Below are 23,257 nucleotides of genomic sequence, written 5' to 3' on the forward strand. Positions count from 1 at the left end.
CTGAGCCGGTCCGTAGCGGCCCTGAGCCGGTCCGTAGCGCGGCCGGCCCCGTACTACGAGGCCGCCACCGACTTGCGCGGCAGCAGGACGAAGGCGCCCAGGTAGAGGACGGCGGCCACGATGAGCAGGCCCTTGTAGCCGATCACCAGCGCCAGGTATTCCAGGCAGCCGCCCACCATGGCCCCCAGGAGGTTCGCGCCGAAGGACGTCGTGGCGTCCGCCGAGTCGGAGAAGCGTTTGGCGAAGACCACGTTCGCCGCGAAGATCGGCAGGAACGCCACCGTCACCGCCGCGACCGCCCGCAGGGGCAGTGGCAGCGACAGCAGCCACGTGTTCGGCACCAGCCAGGCCAGCAGCAGGCCGCCGAACAGCACCCCGTACATGACCGGCAGTGGCGGCGTGCGGAAGCGGCGGGTGATCTCGACGGCGGCGAGCACGGCGACGAGCACCCCGGCGAACACGATCGCGTTGACCACCCACGTCGTGCCGAACAGCAGCGCGAAGCCCGTCACGCTCTTGGTCTCCAGCAGCAGGAACGCCACCCCGAGCAGGAACAGGTCGGCGTAGGGGCGCATCCGCCGGTAGGGCCCGGCGACGACGCGGACGGCGATCAGGCTGACCGCGAGGATCAGGCCGAGCGTGATGAGGTAGAGGGACGGGATGTCGCCGTCCTTCAGGTAGAGGAACGGCCGGTCGTCACCGGTCGGCGGCGGGGTGCCCGCGGCGGCGCCCGCCCACTCCCCCGCGCACCGCTGCGCCGACGCCGTCGCGCCCGCCGTGATCACGGCCTGCTGGCCCGCCGTGCTGACCACGTCGACGCACGGCTTGTGGCCGAAGGCGTTCTGCACGGTCGAGGCGAGCCGGTCGACGAGCCAGCTCTCGCGGTAGTAGTTGTACATCGAGAAGGTCCCGGTGGGCTTGAGGTGCGCCCGGGCGGCCCGCATGGCCTCCTCGGTGAACAGGTAGCTCTCCAGCCGCAGCGAACTGGCCCCCGACACGAGCGTGAGCGAGTCGGGCAGGGCGAACAGGATCAGGTCGTACTTGTCGCCGGTCCGTTCCAGGAAGGCGCGGCCGTCGGTGACGTGGGTGGTCACCCGGGGATCGTCGTAGGGCTTGTCCGGGTGCAGGGAGCCGCCGAGTTCGCGGAGTTTGGGGTCGATCTCGACGGCGTCGACGTGGGTGGCGCCCTTGGACAGGGCGATCGCCACGTCCGTGCCGCTGCCCGCGCCGACGATGAGCACGTTCTTGGGCGGGGTGCTCGCCCGCTCGTACGGCAGGCCGTACTGGCGCTCCCACTGCAGCCGGGCGGCGGCGGGCACGGCCTGCTGGTGCGGGATGCCGTTCACGGAGATGTCGGTGACGGGCACGCCGAGCTGCTGGAACTGCTTGTAGGTGACCTTGTAGTACGGCGACCAGAACGCCCCGGCGGTCAGCGTCTCGGCCAGCAGCAGCCCCACGACCGCCAGCGACGGCACGGTGACGAGCCCGAGATAGATGATCCGCGGCCGGGGCACCAGCAGCACACCGTAGGCGGCGGCCGCGATCAGCCCCCAGAACACCGGCGGCGCGCTCAGGAACGACAGCGCGGTGAAGAGCGCGATCCCCGAGAGGCTGCCGATCAGGTCGTAGCGGTAGGCCTCCAGCCGGGGCAGCTCGGGGAAGCAGCGCCCGACCAGCTCGGCCGGGCCCATCAGCACGAGCGCCGCCGCGCAGAAGATCACCGGCAGGATCAGCCACGCGGGCGGTCCCGTGGTCTGCAGGCTGGTCCAGTAGAGGACGCCCTCGGTGTTGCGGTCGACGGTCACCGGAAAGGTCAGCACGACGAAGACCAGGCCGAACAGGATGACCGGCGAATAGTACGGCTGCCGCCGCGCCCGCCCCACGCGCAGGAACCCCAGCCCGATGCCGAGGAACGACCCGAGAAGCACGAAATTGGTGAAATAGCTGAGATGCACGATGTTCGATCCGGTCCACCGGATCAGCGCCAGCTCCAGGAAGAGCATGAACGCACTGGCGAGAATGAGCCTCGGCCGCACCGCCAGCCAGTGATCGCCGTCCTCGCCCGCTACCGTCTTTTGTGCCTGGAGCGTCATGCCGCCTCACGCTAGTGAACGGACCGGGAACAAGGAAGCCTGACAGCGGGAATGAATATCGTCCCCTTGGCGGCTTTTACGGCATTTCAGCAGGTCAAAGCCCATGAGATGCGCTGGACACGCCCGGACAGATGAAGGAATCTTGGGAGGTTCATTTCCCTCCGAACATTCCGGTGGTGCCCCATGCGCGTTCTGATCCAGCTGCGCCCCTCCCCCGATCTGGTCGCGGCAGTCGCCGATCCCGGCCAGACCGCCACCACGGCCGACGTCGCGGACGGCCTGCCCGGAGTCGAGCTCGACCACGCCTTCACGCCCGTGCCCCTCCCCCGGCCCGTCCCGCCGCCCGGCGGCGACCCGCTGTCACTCAACCAGCCGCTGGACTTCTCCCTGGCGGCCGAGGACGCCTCGGTGCTGGTTCGCGGCACGATCTCCGACGACGAGCTCCTGACCCGCGTGACCCTCCTGCCCACCCTCCGGCCCGACGTCGTCGGCGTCTACGCCGATCCGGTCGTCGAGTCCTCGCTCACCTGCGGCGGCGACGCGCCGTTCGGCGACTGGCACGACGTCGAACGGCTGCTCAACGTCCCCGGACTGCACGCCGAGGGACTGGACGGCTCCGGGGTGACCCTGGCCGTGCTCGACACCGGCATCAACGCCGCCCATGTCGCCAGGCAGCTCGGCCGGGGCGTCACGCTCGACGCCCAGCGGAGCTGGAACCCCACGGGCGTCGAGGGCCGGGCGGGCGAGTTCGAGGTCGCCCATGGCACGATGTGCGCCTTCGACACGCTCATCGGCGCGCCGCAAGCGTCGCTGATCGACATCCCGGTGCTGCGCTCCACCCGTCCTGGCGGCTCGGCGCTCGACGGGCTGCTGTCGGACGCCGTGGCCGCGTTCGCGCACCTGCGCATGGTGCTGGAGGCGCAGCCCGAGGAGTCGAGGGCGCTGGTGATCAGCAACTCGTGGGGGTCGTTCTCCCCCGAGTGGGATTTCCCCGTCGGCCATCCGGGCAACTACTCGGACAACGCGGCGCACCCGTTCAACCTGATGATCTCCAGCCTCGACAGCGCGGGCGCCGACGTGCTGTTCGCGGCCGGCAACTGCGGGCGCGAGTGCCGCGACGGCCGGTGCGCCTACCCGAACCGGCCGATCACCGGCGCGAACTCCCATCCCAGGGCCCTGTCGATCGGCGGCGTCGACGTGAGCGGCACCCGGGTCGGCTACTCCTCGCAGGGGCCGGGGCGGCTGACCGCCCGCAAGCCCGACATCTGCGCTTACACCCATTTCTCCGGGTCCAAGGCGTTCGGCGATGCCGAGCCCGACTCGGGCACCTCGGCCGCGACTCCGGTCGCGGCCGGGCTGGTCGCGGCGATCCGTACGCTCTGGCCCACCTCGCGGCTGCGGCCCGCGCAGTTGCGCGCGCTGCTCCGCCGAACAGGCGAGGACCGCAGCGAGGTGGGCTTCGACTACGACTACGGCTACGGGATCGTCGACACCACCGGGATCATCGCCGCGCTCCAGCGCCGGGCCAGAAGCATGTCCTGACGGAGTGCCGTGGTGGCGGTGACCGCCTCAGGCGTTCTCCTGGTTGAACACCCGCGTCCCGACCGTGACGCTGACCAGGGCGAAGGCCACGGTCACCGCCACCCCGACGCCGACCGTGCCGGTGGCGTAATGTCCGGCGAACAGATCACGCAGCGCCTCCAGGACATACCGGAACGGGCTGATGTGCGAGAGCGCGTCCAGCCAGCCGGGCGCCATCGACATGGGCAGGAACGCGCCCGACAGCAGGACCAGCGGCAGCACCGCGGTGCTCATCACCGGCGCGAAGAGCTGGTCATCGAGCGTCAGCGCGACCGCGTACGACAGCGCGGCCAGGCTGAGCCCGAGCACGACCACCAGCACGAGCCCGGCCGCCACCCCCGTGGCCGGGGCGCGCAGGCCGAACGCGTAGCCGACCGCGACCAGCAGCACGGCCTGGATGATGAGCGTGACCGCGTTGTTGAGCACCCGGCCGAGCAGCAGGGCCAGGCGGCTGGCCGGGGTGACGCGCATGCGCTCCAGCACGCCCGAGCGTTTCTCGAAGACCACGCCGAACCCGGCCATGCCGGTGCTCATCAGGCCGAGCTGGATGATCAGGCCCGGCACCAGCGTCTCCCAGGTGCCGATCGTGGCGAAGATGGGCCCGAACAGCACGAGGAAGACCAGCGGCTGGATGACTCCGAAGATGATGGCGATCTTCTGCCGCAGCGTGCTTCGCAGGTTGTGACGGAACAGCAGATAGGTCTCGCGCAGCATCAGACGCCCGCCTCCTCGCGCAGGGACCTGCCGGTGATGTCCAGGAACACGTCGTCGAGCGTGCGCCCACCGGTCTTGAGCTCGGCCGGGGCGCCCTCGGCCACGATGCGGCCGTGGTCGATGATCAGCAGCCGGTCGCACAGGGCGTCGGCCTCGTCGAGGTAGTGCGTGGTCAGGAAGACCGTCACGCCCTGCTCGGCGCGCAGCGCCCGGATGTGCTCCCACAGGTTGGCCCGGCTCTGCGGGTCGAGCCCGGTCGTCGGCTCGTCCAGGAACAGCAGCACGGGCCGGTGCAGCAGGGCGAACGCGATGTCGAAGCGGCGCCGCTGGCCGCCGGACAGGGCGCCTCCGGGTCTGGACTCCAGGCCGGTCAGGTCGAGCCGGGCCAGCACCTCGCGTACCCGCGGCCCGGCTTCGTCGCGGGAGAGGCCGTACAGCATGGCCTGGAGTTCGAGCTCCTCCCCGAGCGGGGCGGCCGGGTTGATCCCTCCGCCCTGCGACACGTAGCCGATGCGGCGGCGCACCTCGCGGGCGTCGCCCAGCAGGTCGTGGCCCGCCACCGTGGCGGTGCCCGACGTGGGCTGGAGCAGCGTGGTCAGCATGCGCATGGTCGTGGTCTTTCCGGCGCCGTTGGGGCCGAGGAAGCCGACGATCTCGCCGGGCTCCACCGATATGTCCACACCCTTGACGGCTTCGACGCCGCCTTTGAAGGTCTTGCGCAGACCTACGGTCTTGATCATTTTCATCGCCTCCAAAAATAGAGTAGCCACAATTTTGGTGCCGCTGCAATATTGGTAGCATGGAGGCATGGACGAGGGGCTGCGCGAGCGGAAGAAGCGGGAGACCAGGCAGCGCATCGCCGACATGGCGATGGGGCTGTTCATGATCCACGGATTCGACAACGTTACCGTCGCGCAGGTGGCGCGGGCCGCCGACGTGTCGGTCAACACGGTGTTCAACTACTTCGGCACCAAAGAGGACCTGTTCGCCGACCGGCAGGACGAGGTGGTGGACCTGTCGAGCAAGGTGGTGCGCGAGCGGCGGCCCGGCGAGAGCATCGTGGCCGCCTTCCGGCGCGACTACTTCGACGCGCTCGACACCCGCGAGTGGCGATACGGGATGGGCGAGGGCGCCGAGGTGTTCGGCCGGATGGTCGAGGAGAGCGCGGCGCTGATCGCCAAAATGCGCGAGGTGGAGCACATCTCCACCACCAACCTGGCGGCCATCATCGCCGAGGAGACCGGCGCCGGGCCCGACGACCTCACTCCGCAGCTCGTGGCGGACCAGATCCTGAGCACGACGCGACTGCTGACACGGCACGCGCTACGGCGCAAGATGGCGGGCGAGCAGTGGCAGGAGATCTGGGCGGACGTGCGCACGCAGGCGGCGAGGGCGTTCGACCTGCTGGAGTCGGGGATCGGCGGCTATGGCCGCCGATCGCTAGTCGTCGAGGCCGCCGAGGATGGCGGCGCCACCGAAGACCACCAACATGATCGCGTAGAGGCCGATCACCGCTAGCATCAGGCAGGTGCTGACGATGCCGCAGACGCGGCCGGCCGACACCATGCCCCGATTCTCATAGATGTAGCCGCTCTGGTCGATCTCCCGAAGCGCCTTGGTGCCCATCGACCAGGCGAAGGGGCCGATGAACGTACAGACGACCAGGCTCAGGATGCCCAGAACCAGGATCGTGGTGCCGTTGGGGTGCGTCTGAGGCGGTGGCCCGTAGTAGGAGGGGCCGTAGTTGGGATAGGACATCTGCACTCGCCCCCGTTGTCGATTAGGCGGTTTTTTATACCACAGGCGCTCTGCCGTCCGCAGTTGACCAAACGCTTGCTACACTCGCCGCATGCTCCGGGTTCTGAGGCTCTTCCTCCATCGGCTGGCGGCGGCCAAGTGGTTCATGAGGGCCGGTCCCAAGTTCATGCCGCAGCTCGACCGGACCGTGCACCGGCTGACCCGGGGACGGCTGCTCAGCAACAATCCGGTCATCCCGACGCTGATCCTGGTCACCACGGGCGCCAAGTCCGGTCTGCCGCGCAGCTCGCCGCTCGCCTGCCTGCCCGAACCAGAGGGCACCCTCCTCGTGGTGGGCAGCAACTTCGGCCAGGACCACCACCCGGCGTGGAGCGGCAACCTGCTGAAGACGCCCAGGGCCACGGCCAGCTTCCGGGGGAAGGACTTCCCCGTCACCGCCACGCTGCTGACCGGCGCCGACCGCGAGGCGGCGTGGCCGTGGCTGATCGAGCGGTGGCCGCTGTTCGACCGCTACACCGAGGTGTCCGGGCGGGAGCTGCGGGTCTTCCGCCTGACACCGACACAGTGATCTCCTGCGTCATCATGGTGGGGCAACTTTTCCCTCTCTAGGAGCCCCTTCCCGTGCGTGAACGCACCCGAGCCTTCGTCGAGCACCAGCGTTTCCAGCGGTTCATCGTCGGCGTCATCCTGCTCAACGCGGCCACCCTCGGCCTCGAAACCGTGCCCGCCGTGGTCGAGAACTACGGTCACCTGCTGACCGTGGTCGATCATGCGGCGCTCTACATCTTCGTGGCCGAACTGCTCGCGAAGATCTACGTCGAACGCTCGCGCTTCCCGCGTGATCCGTGGAACATCTTCGACACCGTGATCGTGGCGATCGCCCTGGCCCCCTTCACGAGCGGCCTGTCGGTGCTGCGCTCCCTGCGCATCCTGCGGGCGCTGCGCCTGCTGTCGGTGGTGCCCAGCCTGCGCCGGGTCGTCTCGGCCCTGCTGCGCGCCATGCCCGGCATGAGCTCGATCGTGCTGCTGCTCTCCCTGGTCCTGTACGTGGCCGCCGTCATGGCCACCAAGTTGTACGGCGACACGGCGCCGAACCGCTTCGGCAGCCTGCCCACCTCGCTGTTCACCCTCTACCAGACGATGACGGGCGACGACTGGGGCAACATCGCCAGGGAGGTGATGAACACCCACCCCACGGCCTGGATCTTCTTCACGATCTTCATCCTGGTCTGCACGTTCGTCGTGCTCAACCTGTTCATGGCCGTCGTGGTGAGCGCCATGGAGGAGGAGTCGGCCGCCGAGCGCGCGGAGCAGGACGTCGACACCGCGGCCTCGCTCCAGCTGATTCTGGCCGAGCTGACGGCGCTCCGCAAAGAGGTCACCGAGCTGCGCGAAGAGCGGAACATGCTCGAACAGGCGGGGGCCGCGGCGGCCGCTCGATCAAACGGAAACGGGGGCGGAGGTGGCGGCGGCGGCCGCTCGGTCAAGCGGGGACGGCGGTAGGCGCGGCGGGCTTGTAGACCACCCGCCAGAGGGCGACCGCCAACAGCAGAGCCACCACGCTCCACGCCGGCACCAGGCCCGCGATCGCGGCGACCAGCAGCGGCACCACGATCGAGGGCACGGCCCAGCCCCAGATCCACCGGCGCCCGGCGCGGCTGGCCACACCGAGCACTGTGGAGGCGGCGAAGTAGACGGCGAGGCCACCGCACAGCACCCACGAGATCCCGCCGTGCAGATGCTCGGCGGGCGCGGACGCCACCACGCCGAGCCCCGCCGCGGTCGCGGTGATGCCCGCCGTCATCGCGTAGTGCGCGGGCAGCGCGATGTACGGCTTGAGCCCCCGCTCGTGGATCTCGGGCACGGCGCTCAGGCCGTACTGGAGGGTGAGCCACCACAGCGACACGATCAGCCCGAACCCGGCCACGGCGGCCAGGCCGAGCGGCCAGTCCCAGCTGAGCCCGGAGGAGGCGATCACGACCTGCATGACCGCCTCGCCCAGCACGATGATGACGAACAGCCCGAGCCGCTCGCCCAGGTGCGCGGGGTCGAGCACAGCGACCTTCGGCGCCTCCAGGTAGCGCGCCTCCAAGATCTTCCCGCCCCTGGCCGCCCGGCGCAGCTCGCGCGCCCTGAGCCGATCGGCCTGTGCCGTCATCTCCTTGACCAACCGCTCCGGCCGGCGGCTCTGCAGGATGGAGAAGGTGACGTCCAGCGCGATGCCGAGGCCCCACAGGTAGTAGCGCCACTCGCCCTCCACCCCGAGCGAGGCGAACCACGGTGTGAGGCCCGCGCCGAGCTGGGCCGCGGGCCAGGCGGTCATCACCGTGCTGGCCGCCTGGAGCGACCGGGAGGCGCTGACCCGGCAGGTGATGTAGGCGGCGATGAACCACTTGTCGTGCGTGCCCACGCCGGGGATGGCGTGGGCGACGTCGGGGGCCGCCGCCGCCATGACCGCGATGCCGAACATCCCGATCAGCATGCTGCGCAGGTGCGTCTTCTCGGCGCGGACGTTGGAATAGAGCGTCAGGGACGTCCAGATGCTCCACACCGCGTAGTAGAGGATGGCGAACAGCGCCACATCGCCCCAAGTCGGGTGCTGCAGGCGGTGCGCCAGCTGGGCGACCGCCACCACCACGACGAGGTCGAAGAACAATTCCAGCCAGCTGGCATGCCGCTCACCCACGCCACTCGCGGCGCCGTCACTCACGGCTTCCGCGCTACTCGCGGCTCCTGCATCACTCACGGCTAACGAGAATAGAACTCCACGACCAGCTGCTCGTCCACCGGGACGCTGATCTGCTCGCGCTCGGGCCTGCTGACCAGCGTGAACCGCAGGTCGGAATGATCGACGGACAGGTAGGCCGCGATCCGCTCGTCGGCGTACACGCCCTCGGCGGCGGCCACGAACGGCTGCATCCGCCGTGAGCGCTCCCGCACGGTGATGACCTGGCCGGGCTTGACCAGGTAGCTGGGAATGTCCACCTTGCGGCCGTCAACGGCGATGTGGCCGTGGTTGACGTACTGCCTGGCCGCGTAGATCGACGGGGCCAGGCCGGCCCGCAGCACCAGCGAGGCCAGGCGGGTCTCCAGCAGCGTGACCAGCTCGGCACCCGACGCGCTCGGCTTGCGCACGGCGAGGTCCCAGTAGCGGCGCAGCTGCCGCTCCGACACGTCGTAGTACCAGCGCAGCTTCTGCTTCTCCAACAGCCGCAGCCCGTAGTCGCCGGAGTTGCGGCGGTTGGTCTTGCGGCCGTGCTCGCCCGGCGGGTAGGGGCGCTGCTCGAAGTAGCGGACGGCCTTCTTGGTCAGCGGGACGCCCGCGCGACGTGACAGTCGCACCTTCGGACCGGTGTAGCGCACGTTCACCTCATGTGGTTAGGTAGTCCTTACTTAGGCAAGGCTAACCTATAGCGAAGCGAGATCTCAAGGAGGCGCCATGCTCACGATCCCCGAGCGGATCCGCACTCTTGCCGCGTCGGCGAGCGTCGCCCGCCTGTCCGTCGACGGCGCCCCCGCGCCCGCCCGCGGCGGGGTCGACGAGCGGGGCCGCCCGGTGCTGCTGGTGCGGCCGGGCGAGGCGCTGCACGGCCTGCGCGACGACGCCGTCGTCGCGGTGAACCTGACCGCCATGCGCGTGCTCGGCCAGGTCTCGCATCCCCGTGGGCTGCTCGAGGTGCAGGGATGGGCACAGGCGGTGCCCGAGAGCGAGGCGCGCGGGGCCGCCGTCGCGGTCGCGGCGCACACCGCCGACGAGGCCCTGTTCGAGGCGCTGGAGAGGTACGGGCGGCCGGACGCGCCCCGGCTGCTGCGGCTCGATGTCGGCCAGGTGGTGTACCTGACCGGGCACGACTCCGGAGTGCTGGACGCCGACGACTACCTCGACGCCATCCCCGATCCACTGGCCACCACCGCCGAGCGCGTGCTGGCCCACATCAACGAATCGCACCGGGCCCAGCTCGCGGGTGGGGTGGCCAAGCACCTGGGCGGGGACGCCAGGGACGTGTGGCTGTGGGAGCTGGACCGCTACGGCGCGACGGTCCGGGCGGACGAGCAGCTCGTACGCTTCGCGTGGCCGGCCCCCGCGCACACCGCGCTCTGCCTGGAGACCGCGCTGCGCGGCCTGCTGTGCGCGTGTTGACTGCCCTGCCGACCGTGAGGGGTTCGCGGCGCTGAGCGTCAGGGGGACGTGCCGGGGAACTTGATCACGATTCGCCGGGAGTCGCCCGAGATGGGGTGCCGAGTTACTATCATCGGCGCCTGTGGATCACACAGAGCGGCGCAGGCGGATTCTGATGGTCGCCGGACTGATGGCCGGTTGCCTGATGCTGGCCACCGCGGCGATCCTCGTCGGCGGCGTCTTCCCCGGGACACAGCTCACTATGGCCGGCCTGCCCGACCGTGGCCACCACCCGGGCCCGGCACGGCGCGAGCCGGGAGCGATCGAGTCGAAGCTCGCCCGCTATCGCGTCCCGGTCACGCGTCCGGTCCAGTCCACGCCGCCCCCCGCGGACCCCGCGCCCACCCGCCGGACCAGGAGGACCGCCCCGCCCACCCCTGCCGCCACCCGGGCGACCGGCAGCCCGCACCCCCAGGCCAGCCCCACCCGGAGCGCGTCACCGACCCCGCGGCCCAACGGCACGGCCATCGCCACGCTGCAGCCCGCGCTGCCCGAGGCGGCCATGGGCCACACGCAACCACCGAGGAGCATCCCCTCGGACCGGATCACGCCACCGCGCAAGACGAAGAAGCCCTGGCCGAGCCGGCACCCCCACCGGTGAGAGCCTGACCGAACCGCATCCCCAGCGGTGCGGGCCTGACCGCCGCCGACCGCCAGGAAGCGGCCTTGAAGCCGACCGTCAGGAAGTGACCTTGAGGCGGGCGATCATGCTCTCGTCGACGGCGTCCGGCGAGAGCACGTGGTCGAGGACCATGACCGCGCACCCGCTGATGCCCGCCCCGGCGCCCAGCCTGCTGGGCTCGATGCGCAGCCGGCGGGTGGCCAGCGCGGTGCCGCGGCGGTAGACGACCTCGCGGATGCTCGACACCAGCGGCCCGAACGCCTCGGCCACGTCGCCACCGAGTACCACGACCGACGGGTTGAGGATGTTGACGGCGATGGCCAGGACCTCGCCGATCCGGCGGCCCGCCTCGCGGACGATCGCCATCGTCTCGGCGTCCCCGGCGCGCACCAGCGCGGTCACGTCGGCGATGGTCTTGACGTCCTTGCCCGCGGCCCGCAGGTCGCGCAGCAGCGCGGTGCCACTGGCGACCGAGTCGACGCAGTCGATGTTGCCGCAGCGGCACAGCACGCCGCCGCCGTCGCGTACGGGGATGTGGCCGATCTCGCCCGCCGCGCCGAGCGCGCCGCGCAGGATCTCGCCGCCCGCGATGACGCCCGCGCCGATCCGGGTGGACACCTTGACGAACATCAGGTCGTCCAGGTCGGGATAGGCGCCCCGGTGCTCGCCGATGGCCAGCAGGTTGACGTCGTTGTCGATGAGTACGGGCACCGGGAAGCGTTCGCGGACCACCGGCGGGATCACCACGCCCGTCCACGAGGCCATCACCCTGGCGCTCTCGGTGCGGCCCTGCGCGAACTCGACCGTGGCGGGCATGCCCATGCCCACGCCCCGCAGCATCGAGCGCGGCCGGTCGCCGAGGAGTTCGTCCCAGGTGTCCATGACGAGCGGCAGCACCACGTCGGGGCCCTGCTCGACGTCGATGGCGAAGTCGCGCCCCTCGAGCTCGCGGCCGGCCAGGTCGCAGACCGCCACCCGCGTACGGGTGGCGCCGAGGGCGGCCACCAGCACCACGCCGCCGACGGCGTTGAACTCCAGCCGGACCGGGGGCCGGCCGCCGGTGGACGGCGCGTCGGCCCGCTCCACGACCAGACCGCGGTCGAGCAGCTCGCCGACTCGCAGTTGCACCGCGGGGCGGGACAGACCGGTCACCCGGCCCAGATCCGCTCGCGTCACGGCCTCACCGGTGCGAATGAGGCGGAGCACCTCGCCACTCGTGGCGAGCGTCGCGGCGGTACGTCGAGGCATCCGCCAAGTGAATCACAGGAGGTTAGGTAATGAAAAGTCTCGACTTTTTTATCTCAAATAGCAAAACTCTGCTTGTGTAGTTACCCAACTCTGGCTAGTGTCCGTTCTGTCCCTGCTTGGTAGATCATCGGAGTTCCCAGCCGTGTCCCCCTCTCCCACCCCCGCCACCGCGCACGCCGCTGACCTTGTCGTCTTCGGCGGCACCGGCGACCTGTCCATGCGCAAGCTGCTCCCGGCGCTCTACCACAGCGACGTGGAGGGCCGGCTCTCGCCCGAGACGCGGATCATCGCCATGTCCCGGGGCGGGCTGACCGACGAGGACTTCCGCGGCAAGGTGGACGCCGAGGTACGGGACCAGGTCCCGGCCGACCTCGGCGCGTGGCAGCGCTTCCTGGGCCGCCTGCACCACGTGTCCGTCGACGTGGGCGGCACGAACCGGTCCGGCTGGCGCGCGCTGGCCGCCCTGCTGGGCGGGCACGAGCAGCGCGACCGGGTGTTCTACCTGGCCAGCCCGCCGATGACGTTCGGGCCGTTCTGCCGCGAACTGGACCAGGCGGGCCTGGTGACGCCCCGCTCGCGGGTGGTGCTGGAGAAGCCGCTCGGCCGCGACCTGGCCAGCGCCCAGCGGATCAACGAGGAGGTCGGCGCCATCTTCGACGAGGCGCAGATCTTCCGCATCGACCACTACCTGGGCAAGGAGACCGTGCAGAACCTGCTCGTGCTCCGCTTCGCCAACGCCTTCCTGGAGCCGATCTGGAACTCCCTCTGGATCGACCACGTGCAGATCACCGCCGCCGAGACCGTGGGCACGCCCGGCCGGCGCGGCTACTACGACCAGGCCGGCGCGCTGCGCGACATGGTGCAGAACCACCTGCTCCAGCTGCTCTGCATGACCGCCATGGAGCCGCCGGCCCGCAACGACCGCGAGGCGATCCGCGACGAGAAGGTGAAGGTGCTCCAGGCGCTGCGGCCCATCACCGGCACCGAGGTCGACCGCTTCACCGTGCGCGGCCAGTACACCGAGGCCGACGGCATGCCCGGCTACCTGGACGAGCCCGCCTCCACCCCGCCCACCGAGGCCTCGCGCCGGGTGGAGACGTTCACCGCGATCCGCGCCGAGGTCAAGAACTGGCGATGGGCCGGGGTGCCGTTCTACCTGCGTACCGGCAAGCGCCTGCCGCGCCGGGCGTCGGAGATCGTGGTGCAGTTCAAGGACGTGCCGCACTCCATCTACCCCGGCGGCTCGCCGAACCGGCTCGTCCTGCGGCTGCAGCCGGAAGAGGGCATCGAGCTGCACATCATGGCCAAGGAGCCGGGAGCGGGCGAGGTGGCGCTCAAGCCGGTGCCGCTGAGCCTCAGCTTCGGCAAGACGTTCACCGCGCGCGTACCGGAGGCGTACGAGCGGCTGCTCATGGACGTGCTGGCGGGCAACCCGACGCTGTTCATGCGCCGTGACGAGGTGGCCGCGGCCTGGCAGTGGATCGACCCGATCCTGGCCGCCTGGGAGTCGTCCGCCGAACTGCCCGAGCCCTACCCCGCCGGGTCCACCGGACCGGCGGGCGCCCACGAGCTGCTCGCCCGCAGCGGTCGCGAGTGGCACGAAGAGGACCAAGCGTGAACAAGCCGACTTGGGGTCGAGGACCCACTGAAGGAGGGTCTATGCACCCCGTCGTCCAGGAGATCACCGACAGGATCACCGAACGCAGCCGAGCCAGCCGCACCGTCTACCTGGAGCGGATCCGGCGCGAAGGTGAAGCCGCCCGCGCCAAGGGCCCGGCCCGCGCGCACCTCGGCTGCGCCAACCTGGCACATGGCTTCGCCGCCGCGCCGGCCGCCGACAAGCCCCTCCTGATGGGTACGGCCAAGCCCGGCGTGGCGATCGTGACCAGCTACAACGACATGCTCTCCGCGCACCAGCCGTACGAGACGTACCCGGCCGAATTGAAGGCGGCGGTGCGCGCGGCCGGTGGCGTGGCGCAGGTGGCGGGCGGCGTGCCCGCGATGTGCGACGGCATCACCCAGGGCCGCGCCGGTATGGAGCTGTCGCTCTACAGCCGGGACGTGATCGCCATGTCGGCCGCGATCGCGCTGTCGCACGACATGTTCGACGCGTCGCTGCTGCTGGGCGTCTGCGACAAGATCGTGCCGGGCCTGCTGATCGGGGCGCTGCACTTCGGGCACCTGCCCGCGATCTTCGTGCCGGCCGGCCCGATGACCTCGGGGCTGCCGAACAAGGTCAAGGCCCGCACCCGGCAGCTGTTCGCCGAGGGCAAGGTGGGCCGGGACGAGCTGCTCGACGCCGAGGCCAAGTCGTACCACTCCCCCGGCACCTGCACCTTCTACGGCACCGCCAACTCCAACCAGGCGCTGATGGAGGTCATGGGCCTGCACCTGCCGGGCTCGACGTTCGTCAACCCGCACACCGAGCTGCGGCACGCGCTGACCGAGGCGGCCGGGCGCCGGGCGGTGGAGATCACCGCGCACGGCCCCGAGTACACCCCGGTCGGCGAGCTGGTCGACGAGAAGTCGATCGTGAACGCCTGCGTGGCGCTGCTGGCCACCGGCGGCTCCACCAACCACACGCTGCACCTGGTCGCCATGGCCGCCGCCGCGGGCATCGTCCTGACCTGGGACGACCTGGCCTGCCTGTCGGCCGTCGTGCCCTCGCTGACCAAGATCTACCCGAACGGCCAGGCGGACGTGAACCACTTCCGCGACGCCGGCGGCATGCAGGTGCTCATCGGCGACCTGCTGGACGAGGGCCTGCTGCACGCCGACGTGCTGACCGTGGCCGGGCGTGGGCTGGACCACTACCGGTCGGCTCCGACACTGTCCGACGGGAAGCTGACCTGGTCGGAGGTGACCGGCGGCAGCGCCGACCTCGACGTGCTGCGGCCGGTGGCCGCGCCGTTCTCCGCCGACGGCGGCATCCACATGGTCGAGGGCAACCTGGGCCGGGCCGTCAGCAAGGTGTCGGCGGTCAAGGCCGAGCACCTGGTGATCGAGGCGCCGGCCAAGGTGTTCGACGACCAGCTCGAACTGCTGCGCGCCTTCGAGGCGGGCGAGCTGGACGGGCAGGACTTCGTCGCGGTCATCCGCTACCAGGGGCCGAGCGCGAACGGCATGCCCGAGCTGCACAAGCTCACGCCGCCGCTGGCCGTACTGCTCGATCGGGGGCAGCGGGTGGCGATCGTGACCGACGGCCGCATGTCGGGCGCCTCCGGCAAGGTGCCCGCGGCCATCCACCTGTCGCCCGAGGCGGCGGACGGCGGGCCGATCGCGCTGGTCCGCGAGGGCGACGTGATCAGGCTCGACTCGGCGGCGGGGACGCTGGAGGTGCTGGTCCCGGCCGAGGAGCTGGCCCGGCGCACGCCCGGCGGACGGCCGCTGAGCGACGCGCAGTGGGTGGGGACCGGGCGCGAGCTGTTCGCGACGTTCCGCCGCATGGCGGGGCACGCGGAGCAGGGGGCGGGGATCTTCGGGATCAGCGGCGCCGAGTCGCCGGACCACGGCCCCGGACTGGGCTTCCCCGCCGAGGCGGGCGCCTCTCACCTGGAGTCGGGCGCCCCTCGCGGGCGGCACGCGAGCATCGCCAGGTGAACATCGTGCTCTTCAGTTCTCCGCGGCGCGTCGGCGAGCCGTCGTGAGCGCGTTCGATCTGCCGTGGCTGGTCGCCGACATCGGCGGCACCAACGCCCGGTTCGGGCTGGTCACCTCGCCGGGAGCGCGGCCGTCGCACGTCGCGGTCCTGGCGGGGGCCGACTACGCCACTCTCCCGGAAGCCGTAGCCGCCTACCTCGCGCAGCACGCGGGCGGAGTGCGGCCGGGGGCGGCGTGCCTGGCCGTGGCCGGACCCGTCGAGGGCGAGCGCTACGCGCTGACGAACTCGGCCTGGAGCGGCTCGGCGAGCGACCTCGGCCTGCCGTACACGATGATGCTGAACGACTTCGAGGCGCTGGCCGTCTCGCTGCCCCGTCTGGAGGCCAGCGACCTGGCGTCCCTGGGCGGCCCGGAACCCGCCCACGGCGTCAAGGCCGTGCTCGGGCCCGGCACCGGGCTCGGTGTCGCCGGGCTGGTGCCCACCGACGGCGGCTGGACGCCGGTCTCCGGCGAGGGCGGGCACGTCACGATACCGGTGCGCGACGACCGGGAGCGGGAGATCGTCCGGGTGCTCCGCGCCGGGGGCCTGGACCACGTGGTGGCCGAGCATGTGCTGTCGGGCCCCGGCCTGGTGGTGCTGCACCGGGCCCTCGCCGAGGTCAACGGCGTCGACGCGCCTCGCCTGTCGTCGGCGGACATCGTGGCGCGGCTGGACGACTCGCTGTGCGCGGAGACGGTCGAGGTGTTCTGCGGGATGCTGGGGAGTTTCGCCGGGAACGTGGCGCTGACCCTCGGCGCCCGGGGTGGCGTCTATCTCGGCGGCGGAGTGCTGCCCCGTATCGTGGAGCGCGTGCGTACCAGCGACTTCCGAGCCAGGTTCGCCGACAACCCGGACATGGCCGGCTACCTGTCGGCCATCGCGACCACGCTCATCGTCGCCCCGCAACCGGCGCTGACGGGCGCCGCCGCCTGGCTGGCGCAGCGCGCCGCAGGAGAGCGGCTGCCCTCGGGCGGCCGAGTAAATGAGCTGTACCCATTGAGGAGAGAACTTTCATGAGCCTGCTCGATCTCGCCCCCGTCATCCCCGTCGTGGTGATCGACGACGTGGAGACGGCCGTGCCGCTGACGCGGGCGCTCGTCGCGGGCGGCCTGCCGGTCATCGAGGTGACCCTGCGTACGGCGGGCGCGCTGGAGGCCATCGCCAGGATCGCCGCCGAGGTGCCGGAGGCCACGGTCGGTGCCGGAACAATCCGGACTTCTGATGATATTGCGGCGTCTTTGGCGGCTGGGGCGAAGTTCCTGGTCTCGCCCGGGACGACGCTGACCCTGGCCGACGCGCTGGACGCGAGCGGGCTGCCGTACCTGCCGGGCGCGGCGACCGCCTCCGAGGCGATGGCGCTGGCCGAGCGGGGGCTGAAGGAGCTGAAGTTCTTCCCCGCGGAGCCCGCGGGCGGCGTGGCGTACCTGAAGGCGCTGTCGGCGCCGCTGCCGGATGTGCGGTTCTGCCCCACGGGCGGCATCAGGCCGGCCACCGCGCCCGACTACCTCGCGCTGCCGAACGTCGGCTGCGTCGGCGGCACCTGGCTGACCCCGGCCGACGCCCTGGCCGCGGGCGACTGGGGCCGGGTGGAGAAGCTGGCCTCCGAGGCCGCCGCCCTCCGCTGAGGCACCCGCCCCCAACGCGTTCTATACGGCACCTATACGGCCGCTGAGCAGCCTGAGCCTGACTGGCTTTTCGCGTCGCAGCGGAGGTGGACGGTGTTCAAGAAGCCTTGGGGGCCACCGCTCTCCGTCGCCCCGCCACTGACGCCCGGTGCCTACTCGGAGAGCATAGTGATCACTCCTCGCTACACCTACGACCCCTTCAGCAGCCGCAGCTGATTTCCGGAAGGGAACCCGCGACTCCATCGCCCTGAACTTCTTCCTCGCCGTGCCCGCCGCCTTCGGCTGACAATCGGGCTTGACATCGGCGGGAGCCGTCATAAAGGCTTCCGTCGATGTTGGCGTTGCATGGGTTGACGGGAAAAGAACCATCGTGCACATTTAAGCGACTTTGATCTTCTTTGTGCACTTTAGCCTTGTCCGGGGGCGCGATGGAGTTCGCCGTTCTGGGGCCGCTTGACATCTCGGCCGATGCCCAGTCCTTACCACTCGGCGCCGGAAAACAGCGTGCCCTGCTCGCCGAACTCCTCTGCCGTCCGGGGCGCCCCGTCTCCCCCGCCACGCTCATCCAGGCGCTCTGGGGCCAGAGCCAGCCCCGCACCGCGCCGGACAACCTCCGGCTCTACGTGCACCAGCTCCGCAGGACGCTGGGCCACGACCGGATCACCCGCACCGCCGCAGGCTACGTACTCACCCTCCATCCGGGCGAGCTCGACGCGGACAGGTTCGAGGAGCTGGCCGAACAGGGCAGGAGCGCCCTGTCCGCCGGCGAGCACGAACGGGCCGCCGAACTGCTCAAGCAGGCGCTGGACCTGTGGCGCGGTCCGGCGTACGCGGAGCTGAACCTGACCGTCGGGCTCAGCGACCACGCGCACCGCCTGGAGGAGGAGCGGCTGATCGCGCTGGAGAACCGGATCGAGGCGGACCTGGCCCGCGGGATGCACGCGGCGCTCGTCGCCGAGCTGACCGGGCTGGTCGGCGAGCATCCCCTGCGGGAACGGCCGCGCTGGCAGCTCATGCTCGCCCTGGCCAGGTCGGGCCGCCAGGCGGAGGCGCTGGCCACCTACCGCGACGCCCGCCGGGTCTTCGCCGCCGAGCTCGGCCTCGATCCCGGCGCCGAGCTCCGGCGCCTGCACCAGGCCATCCTCACGGGCACCCTGCCCGTCGAGTCCGCGACCGTACCGCCGGACGACCCCTCCCTTCGCTCCCCCGCCCAGTTGCCGGCCGACATCTCCGACTTCACCGGACGGAGCGAGCAGCTCGCCGAACTGACGGACCTCCTCGGCGACGGCCCACCCCCGGGACCGGGGCCCATGCGCGTGTACGTCATCGCGGGGATGGGCGGGGTCGGCAAGACGACGCTGGCCGTACACGCGGCCCATCTGATCGCCCAGCACTACCCCGACGGGCAGCTGCACACCAACCTGCACGGCGCCGAGTCCTCCCCCGCCGATCCCGCGCAGGTGCTCGCGGCCTTCCTCACCGCACTCGGCGTGCCGCGGCCCACCCTGCCGGAAACCCTTGAGGAGCGGGCCGCCGTCTTCAGAAGCCGGCTGGCGGAGCGCCGGATGCTCATCGTGCTCGACAACGCCGCCTCGGAGCAGCAGGTTCGCCCGCTGTTCCCCGGTACGTCCGGCTGCGCCGTCATCATCACCAGCAGGACCCGGCTGACCGGCCTGTCCGGCGCGGCGGTGGTCGAGCTCTCGGTGCTCCACCCCGAGCAGGGCGTGCAACTGCTCTCCAGGATCGTCGGAGCCGACCGGGTGGCCGCCGAGCCGGAGGCGGCGGCCGAGCTCGTCCGGCTGTCGGACGGCATACCCCTGGCCGTCCGGGTGGCGGGCGCCCGCCTCGTAGCCCGGCCGCACTGGCCGCTGACCCGCCTGGCCGGGCAGCTCACCGACGAGCGGCGGCGGCTGGACCAGTTCACCACCGGCGACCTGGCCGTCCGGGCCAGCCTGGCGCTCAGCTATGTGGGGCTGGATCCCGACGCGCGCCGGGCGTTCCGGCTGCTCGGCTCGCTGGACGTGCCCGACTTCGCGGGCTGGGTGGCCGGGGCGCTGCTCGACCTTCCCGTGGCGGCCGGCGAGGAGCTGGTCGAGACGCTGGTGGACACGCAGCTGGTGCTGTTCAGCGGGATGGACGCGGCGGGCCAGCCGCGCTACCGCTTCCACGACCTCGTCCGCCTCTACGCCCGCGAGCGCGGTGAGCTCGAGGACGAGCCGGAGGCCGTGGCCGCGGCCCTGAGCAGGGCCTTCGGCGCCTGGCTCGCGCTGGCCGAACGCGCCACCGAGCGCGTGCCGGGCACCTCCTCGGCCATCATCCACGGCACCGCCCCGCGCTGGAACTCCCCCGACGGCGCCCCCTGGGACGGTCCGGCCGTACAGGATCCGATGGCCTGGTTCGACACCGAGCGGACGGCGCTGATCGCGGCGATCCGCCAGGCGTGCTCGCTGGGCCTGGCCGAGGTCGCCTGGGATACCGCCTGCTGCGTGGAGCGCTACTTCGACGTGTGCGGGCAGTTCGACGACTGGCGCGGGCTGCACGAACGCGTCCTGGAGGTCTGCCTCGCGACAGGCAACCGGCTCGGGGAGGCGGTGATCCGGCGCGGGCTCATGCACGCCACGACGTGGATGGAGACGGGCGGCGAGGCCATGGCCGCGCAGTACGAGGGGGCCGAGCGGCTGATCACCCTGTTCTCCGAACTGGGTGAGGAGCGCGGGCTGTCCGACGCGTACGTGCTGCGGGCCTGGGGCGAGGCGGCCAGAGGCGACATGGCGGAGGGCCTGCGGTCCGGGCAGATCGCCTTGAGCCTGGCCGAGAGCAGCGGCCACCAGAGCGGGCAGGCCAGGGCGCTGGTGTGCATGGCGGTGGCGTACGGGACGCGCGACATCAAGATGGCCATCGTGCACCTGCTGCGGGGCCTGGAGCTGGCCGAGAAGCTCGGCAATCCGCGCTTCGAGGCGACGACACTGCAGTTCCTGGGCCTGGCGCACGCCCATGCGCAGGAGTTCGACGCCGGGCTGGAGTACCTGGTCAGGGCCCTGGCCATCTACCGCCAGATCCGCGATCCGCTGCTGGAGGCGATGGGCCTGGTCGCCCTGGCCCGGCTGTACGCCGGGCACCACGATCCAAGGGCGCGGCCCGCGGCCGAGGCGGCCGAGATGCTGAGCCGCTCACACCGTCTGGCCCACCACCAGGCCGATGCGCTCTGGGTGCTCGGCGGCGTGGACCTGGCGGAGGGCAGGATCGACGAGGCGGTCGCCCATCTGGAGGAGTCGGTCAGGCTCTGGCGTACTCGGGGGTGGCAGGAGTTCCTGGCGGGCGCGCTGGCCGACCTCGCGGAGGCCTACACCGCCGCCGGCGACCTCACGGCGGCCGCCGCCGCCCGTAGTGAGGCGACCGCGCTCACGGGATCTACCTAGGCCGGATGAGTATCACGGCGGATGGTGGGAAGGTCCGTCGCCGATCAGGGTGGCCTTCACACCTCGTCTTGGGGAGTCTCATGACCCGTTCCGTCCTTGTGTGGGCCCTGGTCCTCGTCGTCGTGGGAGCCGTCGCCGTGGCGCTCTGCGTCGCCACCGCACCCGTGGTGTCCGCCGAGGCCCCGCGTGAGTTCTTCGACTCGCCCTTCCTGCTGCCTGCCTTCCTCGTCCTGGCGGTCCTGGCCGGTCTGGCCGGGTGGTTCGCCCCTCAGGTGGGCCTCCTGTGGGGCCTGCTCGCCGCCGCTCCGTTCTACGTCTACTTCGCGTCGGGCGTGGTCAGGGAACTGCGGGAAGGTGGCCAGGGTCTCTGGCCGGTCGGCCTGCTGTACCTGGTCGGCCTCACGCTCATCCCGCTGATCGCGGCCCTGGCGACCTCGCTGGTCGCCAGGGCGCGGGGGTGAGTCACCCCTTGTAGTTGAAGATCTGGCGGAGGGTGTGCTGAACCGCCACCAGATCCTTCTGGTCCGCCATCACCTGGTCGATGGACTTGTAGGCCTCGGGATGCTCGTCGACCAGCGCGGCGGCCCGGTCCGCGTTCCAGGTCCGGCCGCTCATCGCCGCGGTCAGGGAGGCCGCGGACAGCTCCCGCTTCGCCTTCGTACGGGACATGCGGCGGCCCGCCCCGTGCGAGCAGGAGTTGTACGACTCGGGATTCCCCCGGCCGCGCACGATGTACGAGCGGGTGCCCATCGAACCGGGGATCACGCCTTCGTCACCGGTGTCGGCCTTGATGGCTCCCTTACGGGTGATCCACAGGGACTTGCCGTAGTGCGTCTCCTGCTGGGTGAAGTTGTGGTGACAGTTGATCGTACGAACCCGCTCACCCTGGCCCGCGACCCGGAACAGGGCGTTGACCAGGACCTTGTCCATCCGGGCCCGGGAGGCCATGGCGTAGCGCTGGGCCCACAGCATGTCCTCGATGTACGCGGTGAACTCCGGCGTGCTCTGCACGAGGTAGGCCAGATCCGGGTCCTCCAGGCCGATCTCCTGCTTCTTCATCAGCTTCTTCGCGCCCGTGATGTGCGTCTGGGCGAGCTGGTTGCCGATGCCGCGCGAACCCGAGTGCAGCACCGTCCAGACCCGATCGCGCTCGTCCAGGCAGACCTCGACGAAGTGGTTGCCGGAGCCGAGGGTGCCGAACTGGTCGGACACCTTCTTGGTCTGCTTCGGGTTGAGATCGGTGTGCGGCAGGCCGAGATCGCTGAGGGCACGGTCCATCGACGGGTCGTCATGGCCCTTTCCGACGCCGGCCGGGATGCGGTGCTCCACCATCGGCATCAGGGCGGCGAGGGTGTCGGGCAGGTCCGCGGCCGTCAGCGTCGTCTCGGTGGCGACCATGCCGCAGCCGATGTCCACGCCGACGGCGGCGGGGATGATCGCGTTCTCGGTGGGAATGACCGAGCCGACCGTGGCGCCGATGCCGACATGAGCGTCGGGCATGAGCGCGACGTGCCCGGAGACGAATGGCAGGCGGGCAGCACGAGCGGCCTGCGTGATCGCGCCTTCATCGATCTCGCTGGCCCACGACAACAGGTTCGGTGCGGGCTGGTTCGGCATGGGATAGGTCTCCTCGCTGGTTCGTGATCAGTTTGGCGAGACCAGGAGGCATTTCCCACTCATTTTACCGAATTCCGGATTTGTGGAGTGGCGTGCGCTTCGCGTGGTGCCGGTTCAGGCGGGCATCGCCTTGTAACGTGGTGCCGGTTCAGGCGGGCATCGCCTTGTAGCGTGGTGCCGGTTCAGGCGTCCACGCTGGGAGCAGCCGCATGCGCTGGCAGGTCCACTCCGAAGAGCCCCTCTACACCGACCGCTGGCTCGATGTCCGCGTGGCCGACGTGGAGCTTCCGGACGGCAGGCATCTCGACCATCGCCTCATCCGTACGGCGTCGGGAGCCGGAGCCGTCGTCACCGACGATCAGGGCCGCGTACTGCTGATCTGGCGGCATCGCTTCATCACCGACACGTGGGGCTGGGAGATCCCGACCGGCCGGATCGAGGAGGGCGAGGAGCCGATCGTGGCCGCCGCCCGCGAGGTCGAGGAGGAGACCGGCTGGCGCCCCGGCCCCTTGCGACCGCTGCTCTACACCCAGCCGTCCAACGGCATCTCCGACTCCGCGCAGCACGTCTTCCGCGCCGACGGCGCCCGGCACATCGGGCCGCCCGCGGAACCCTGGGAGGCCGAGCGCATCGAGTGGGTCCCGCTCACCGACGTCCGCCGCCTGATCGACAAGCGCGGCATCGTCTGCGGCACCACCATGAACGCGCTGCTCTACCTCCTCATCGAGGGGTGAATGGTGCCTCTCGCGCGGCCGGGCGG

21 protein-coding genes are annotated in these 23,257 nt (G+C 70.9%); 13 read left to right on the plus strand and 8 right to left on the minus strand.

What is annotated here, in order from left to right:
* Window positions 1–53: 53 nt before the first annotated feature.
* A complete protein-coding gene (locus AB0B64_RS40540; RefSeq protein ID WP_358184680.1) occupies window positions 54–2,093 on the minus strand; it encodes a spermidine synthase in 2,040 nt (679 codons plus the stop codon).
* A gap of 183 nt (window positions 2,094–2,276) precedes the next feature.
* On the opposite strand from AB0B64_RS40540, the gene AB0B64_RS40545 reads away from it, so the two are divergent.
* Entirely contained in the window at window positions 2,277–3,635 is a 1,359-nt protein-coding gene (locus AB0B64_RS40545; protein WP_358184683.1) for a S8 family serine peptidase, read from the plus strand.
* A 27-nt stretch (window positions 3,636–3,662) separates the two neighbouring features.
* Here the strand turns inward: AB0B64_RS40545 and AB0B64_RS40550 are convergent, their stop codons facing one another.
* Together AB0B64_RS40550 and AB0B64_RS40555 are read right to left on the minus strand one after the other, a co-directional pair.
* Entirely contained in the window at window positions 3,663–4,388 is a 726-nt protein-coding gene (locus AB0B64_RS40550) for an ABC transporter permease (protein ID WP_357952650.1), read from the minus strand.
* On the minus strand, window positions 4,388–5,128 hold the full coding sequence (locus tag AB0B64_RS40555; RefSeq protein ID WP_357952649.1) for an ATP-binding cassette domain-containing protein: 741 nt from the start codon (window positions 5,126–5,128) through the stop codon (window positions 4,388–4,390). Before AB0B64_RS40555 ends, AB0B64_RS40550 begins: the two co-directional genes overlap by 1 nt.
* A 67-nt stretch (window positions 5,129–5,195) precedes the next feature.
* On the opposite strand from AB0B64_RS40555, the gene AB0B64_RS40560 reads away from it, so the two are divergent.
* On the plus strand, window positions 5,196–5,906 hold the full coding sequence (locus AB0B64_RS40560; RefSeq protein WP_357952648.1) for a TetR/AcrR family transcriptional regulator: 711 nt from the start codon (window positions 5,196–5,198) through the stop codon (window positions 5,904–5,906).
* Here the strand turns inward: AB0B64_RS40560 and AB0B64_RS40565 are convergent.
* Window positions 5,829–6,146 carry a DUF4190 domain-containing protein gene (locus tag AB0B64_RS40565; protein ID WP_357952647.1) on the minus strand — a complete coding sequence of 106 codons (318 nt, stop codon included), beginning with the start codon at window positions 6,144–6,146 and terminating at the stop codon, window positions 5,829–5,831. The genes AB0B64_RS40560 and AB0B64_RS40565 overlap by 78 nt on opposite strands.
* A 91-nt stretch (window positions 6,147–6,237) precedes the next feature.
* On the opposite strand from AB0B64_RS40565, the gene AB0B64_RS40570 reads away from it, so the two are divergent.
* On the plus strand, window positions 6,238–6,714 hold the full coding sequence (locus AB0B64_RS40570) for a nitroreductase family deazaflavin-dependent oxidoreductase (RefSeq protein ID WP_357952646.1): 477 nt from the start codon (window positions 6,238–6,240) through the stop codon (window positions 6,712–6,714).
* A 53-nt stretch (window positions 6,715–6,767) separates the two neighbouring features.
* Window positions 6,768–7,649: an ion transporter gene (locus AB0B64_RS40575; protein ID WP_358184688.1), complete on the plus strand. Its 882-nt coding sequence runs from the start codon at window positions 6,768–6,770 to the stop codon at window positions 7,647–7,649.
* On the opposite strand, the gene AB0B64_RS40580 is transcribed toward AB0B64_RS40575, so the two are convergent.
* Together AB0B64_RS40580 and rpsD are read right to left on the minus strand one after the other, a co-directional pair.
* Window positions 7,630–8,892 carry a low temperature requirement protein A gene (locus tag AB0B64_RS40580; protein WP_358184691.1) on the minus strand — a complete coding sequence of 421 codons (1,263 nt, stop codon included), beginning with the start codon at window positions 8,890–8,892 and terminating at the stop codon, window positions 7,630–7,632. The genes AB0B64_RS40575 and AB0B64_RS40580 overlap by 20 nt on opposite strands.
* 2 nt (window positions 8,893–8,894) lie before the next feature.
* Complete coding sequence (rpsD, locus tag AB0B64_RS40585) at window positions 8,895–9,509, minus strand: 30S ribosomal protein S4 (protein ID WP_358184842.1); 615 nt, start codon at window positions 9,507–9,509, stop codon at window positions 8,895–8,897.
* 76 nt (window positions 9,510–9,585) lie between these two features.
* On the opposite strand from rpsD, the gene AB0B64_RS40590 reads away from it, so the two are divergent.
* Window positions 9,586–10,287: a DUF2470 domain-containing protein gene (locus tag AB0B64_RS40590; protein WP_358184694.1), complete on the plus strand. Its 702-nt coding sequence runs from the start codon at window positions 9,586–9,588 to the stop codon at window positions 10,285–10,287.
* 121 nt (window positions 10,288–10,408) lie between these two features.
* Window positions 10,409–10,927 carry a hypothetical protein gene (locus AB0B64_RS40595; RefSeq protein ID WP_358184697.1) on the plus strand — a complete coding sequence of 173 codons (519 nt, stop codon included), beginning with the start codon at window positions 10,409–10,411 and terminating at the stop codon, window positions 10,925–10,927.
* A gap of 78 nt (window positions 10,928–11,005) precedes the next feature.
* On the opposite strand, the gene AB0B64_RS40600 is transcribed toward AB0B64_RS40595, so the two are convergent.
* Window positions 11,006–12,196 carry an ROK family transcriptional regulator gene (locus AB0B64_RS40600; protein ID WP_357952641.1) on the minus strand — a complete coding sequence of 397 codons (1,191 nt, stop codon included), beginning with the start codon at window positions 12,194–12,196 and terminating at the stop codon, window positions 11,006–11,008.
* Window positions 12,197–12,338: 142 nt separating this feature from the next.
* Here AB0B64_RS40600 and zwf point away from each other — a divergent pair, with 142 nt between their 5' ends.
* From zwf to AB0B64_RS40630, 6 genes are all read left to right on the plus strand, one after another.
* Entirely contained in the window at window positions 12,339–13,814 is a 1,476-nt protein-coding gene (gene zwf, locus AB0B64_RS40605) for a glucose-6-phosphate dehydrogenase (RefSeq protein ID WP_357952640.1), read from the plus strand.
* 41 nt (window positions 13,815–13,855) lie between these two features.
* Window positions 13,856–15,796, plus strand: coding sequence for a phosphogluconate dehydratase (edd, locus tag AB0B64_RS40610; RefSeq protein WP_357952639.1), 1,941 nt, complete (start codon window positions 13,856–13,858; stop codon window positions 15,794–15,796).
* Window positions 15,797–15,839: 43 nt separating this feature from the next.
* A complete protein-coding gene (gene glk / locus AB0B64_RS40615) occupies window positions 15,840–16,853 on the plus strand; it encodes a glucokinase (RefSeq protein ID WP_357952638.1) in 1,014 nt (337 codons plus the stop codon).
* Window positions 16,850–17,461 carry a bifunctional 4-hydroxy-2-oxoglutarate aldolase/2-dehydro-3-deoxy-phosphogluconate aldolase gene (eda, locus tag AB0B64_RS40620; RefSeq protein WP_357952637.1) on the plus strand — a complete coding sequence of 204 codons (612 nt, stop codon included), beginning with the start codon at window positions 16,850–16,852 and terminating at the stop codon, window positions 17,459–17,461. Before glk ends, eda begins: the two co-directional genes overlap by 4 nt.
* A gap of 428 nt (window positions 17,462–17,889) precedes the next feature.
* Window positions 17,890–20,880, plus strand: coding sequence for a BTAD domain-containing putative transcriptional regulator (locus AB0B64_RS40625; protein WP_357952636.1), 2,991 nt, complete (start codon window positions 17,890–17,892; stop codon window positions 20,878–20,880).
* 80 nt (window positions 20,881–20,960) lie between these two features.
* Complete coding sequence (locus AB0B64_RS40630; protein ID WP_358184700.1) at window positions 20,961–21,341, plus strand: hypothetical protein; 381 nt, start codon at window positions 20,961–20,963, stop codon at window positions 21,339–21,341.
* Between the two features lies 1 nt (window position 21,342).
* On the opposite strand, the gene AB0B64_RS40635 is transcribed toward AB0B64_RS40630, so the two are convergent.
* The gene (locus AB0B64_RS40635; protein WP_357952634.1) at window positions 21,343–22,497 is read right to left on the minus strand and encodes an RtcB family protein; all 1,155 of its coding nucleotides are present in this window, start codon (window positions 22,495–22,497) and stop codon (window positions 21,343–21,345) included.
* 209 nt (window positions 22,498–22,706) lie between these two features.
* Here AB0B64_RS40635 and AB0B64_RS40640 point away from each other — a divergent pair, with 209 nt between their 5' ends.
* The gene (locus AB0B64_RS40640; RefSeq protein ID WP_357952633.1) at window positions 22,707–23,231 is read left to right on the plus strand and encodes an NUDIX hydrolase; all 525 of its coding nucleotides are present in this window, start codon (window positions 22,707–22,709) and stop codon (window positions 23,229–23,231) included.
* Window positions 23,232–23,257: the final 26 nt, after the last annotated feature.

The sequence above is a fragment of the Nonomuraea sp. NPDC049129 genome, from assembly GCF_040648495.1.
Lineage (GTDB): Bacteria > Actinomycetota > Actinomycetes > Streptosporangiales > Streptosporangiaceae > Nonomuraea.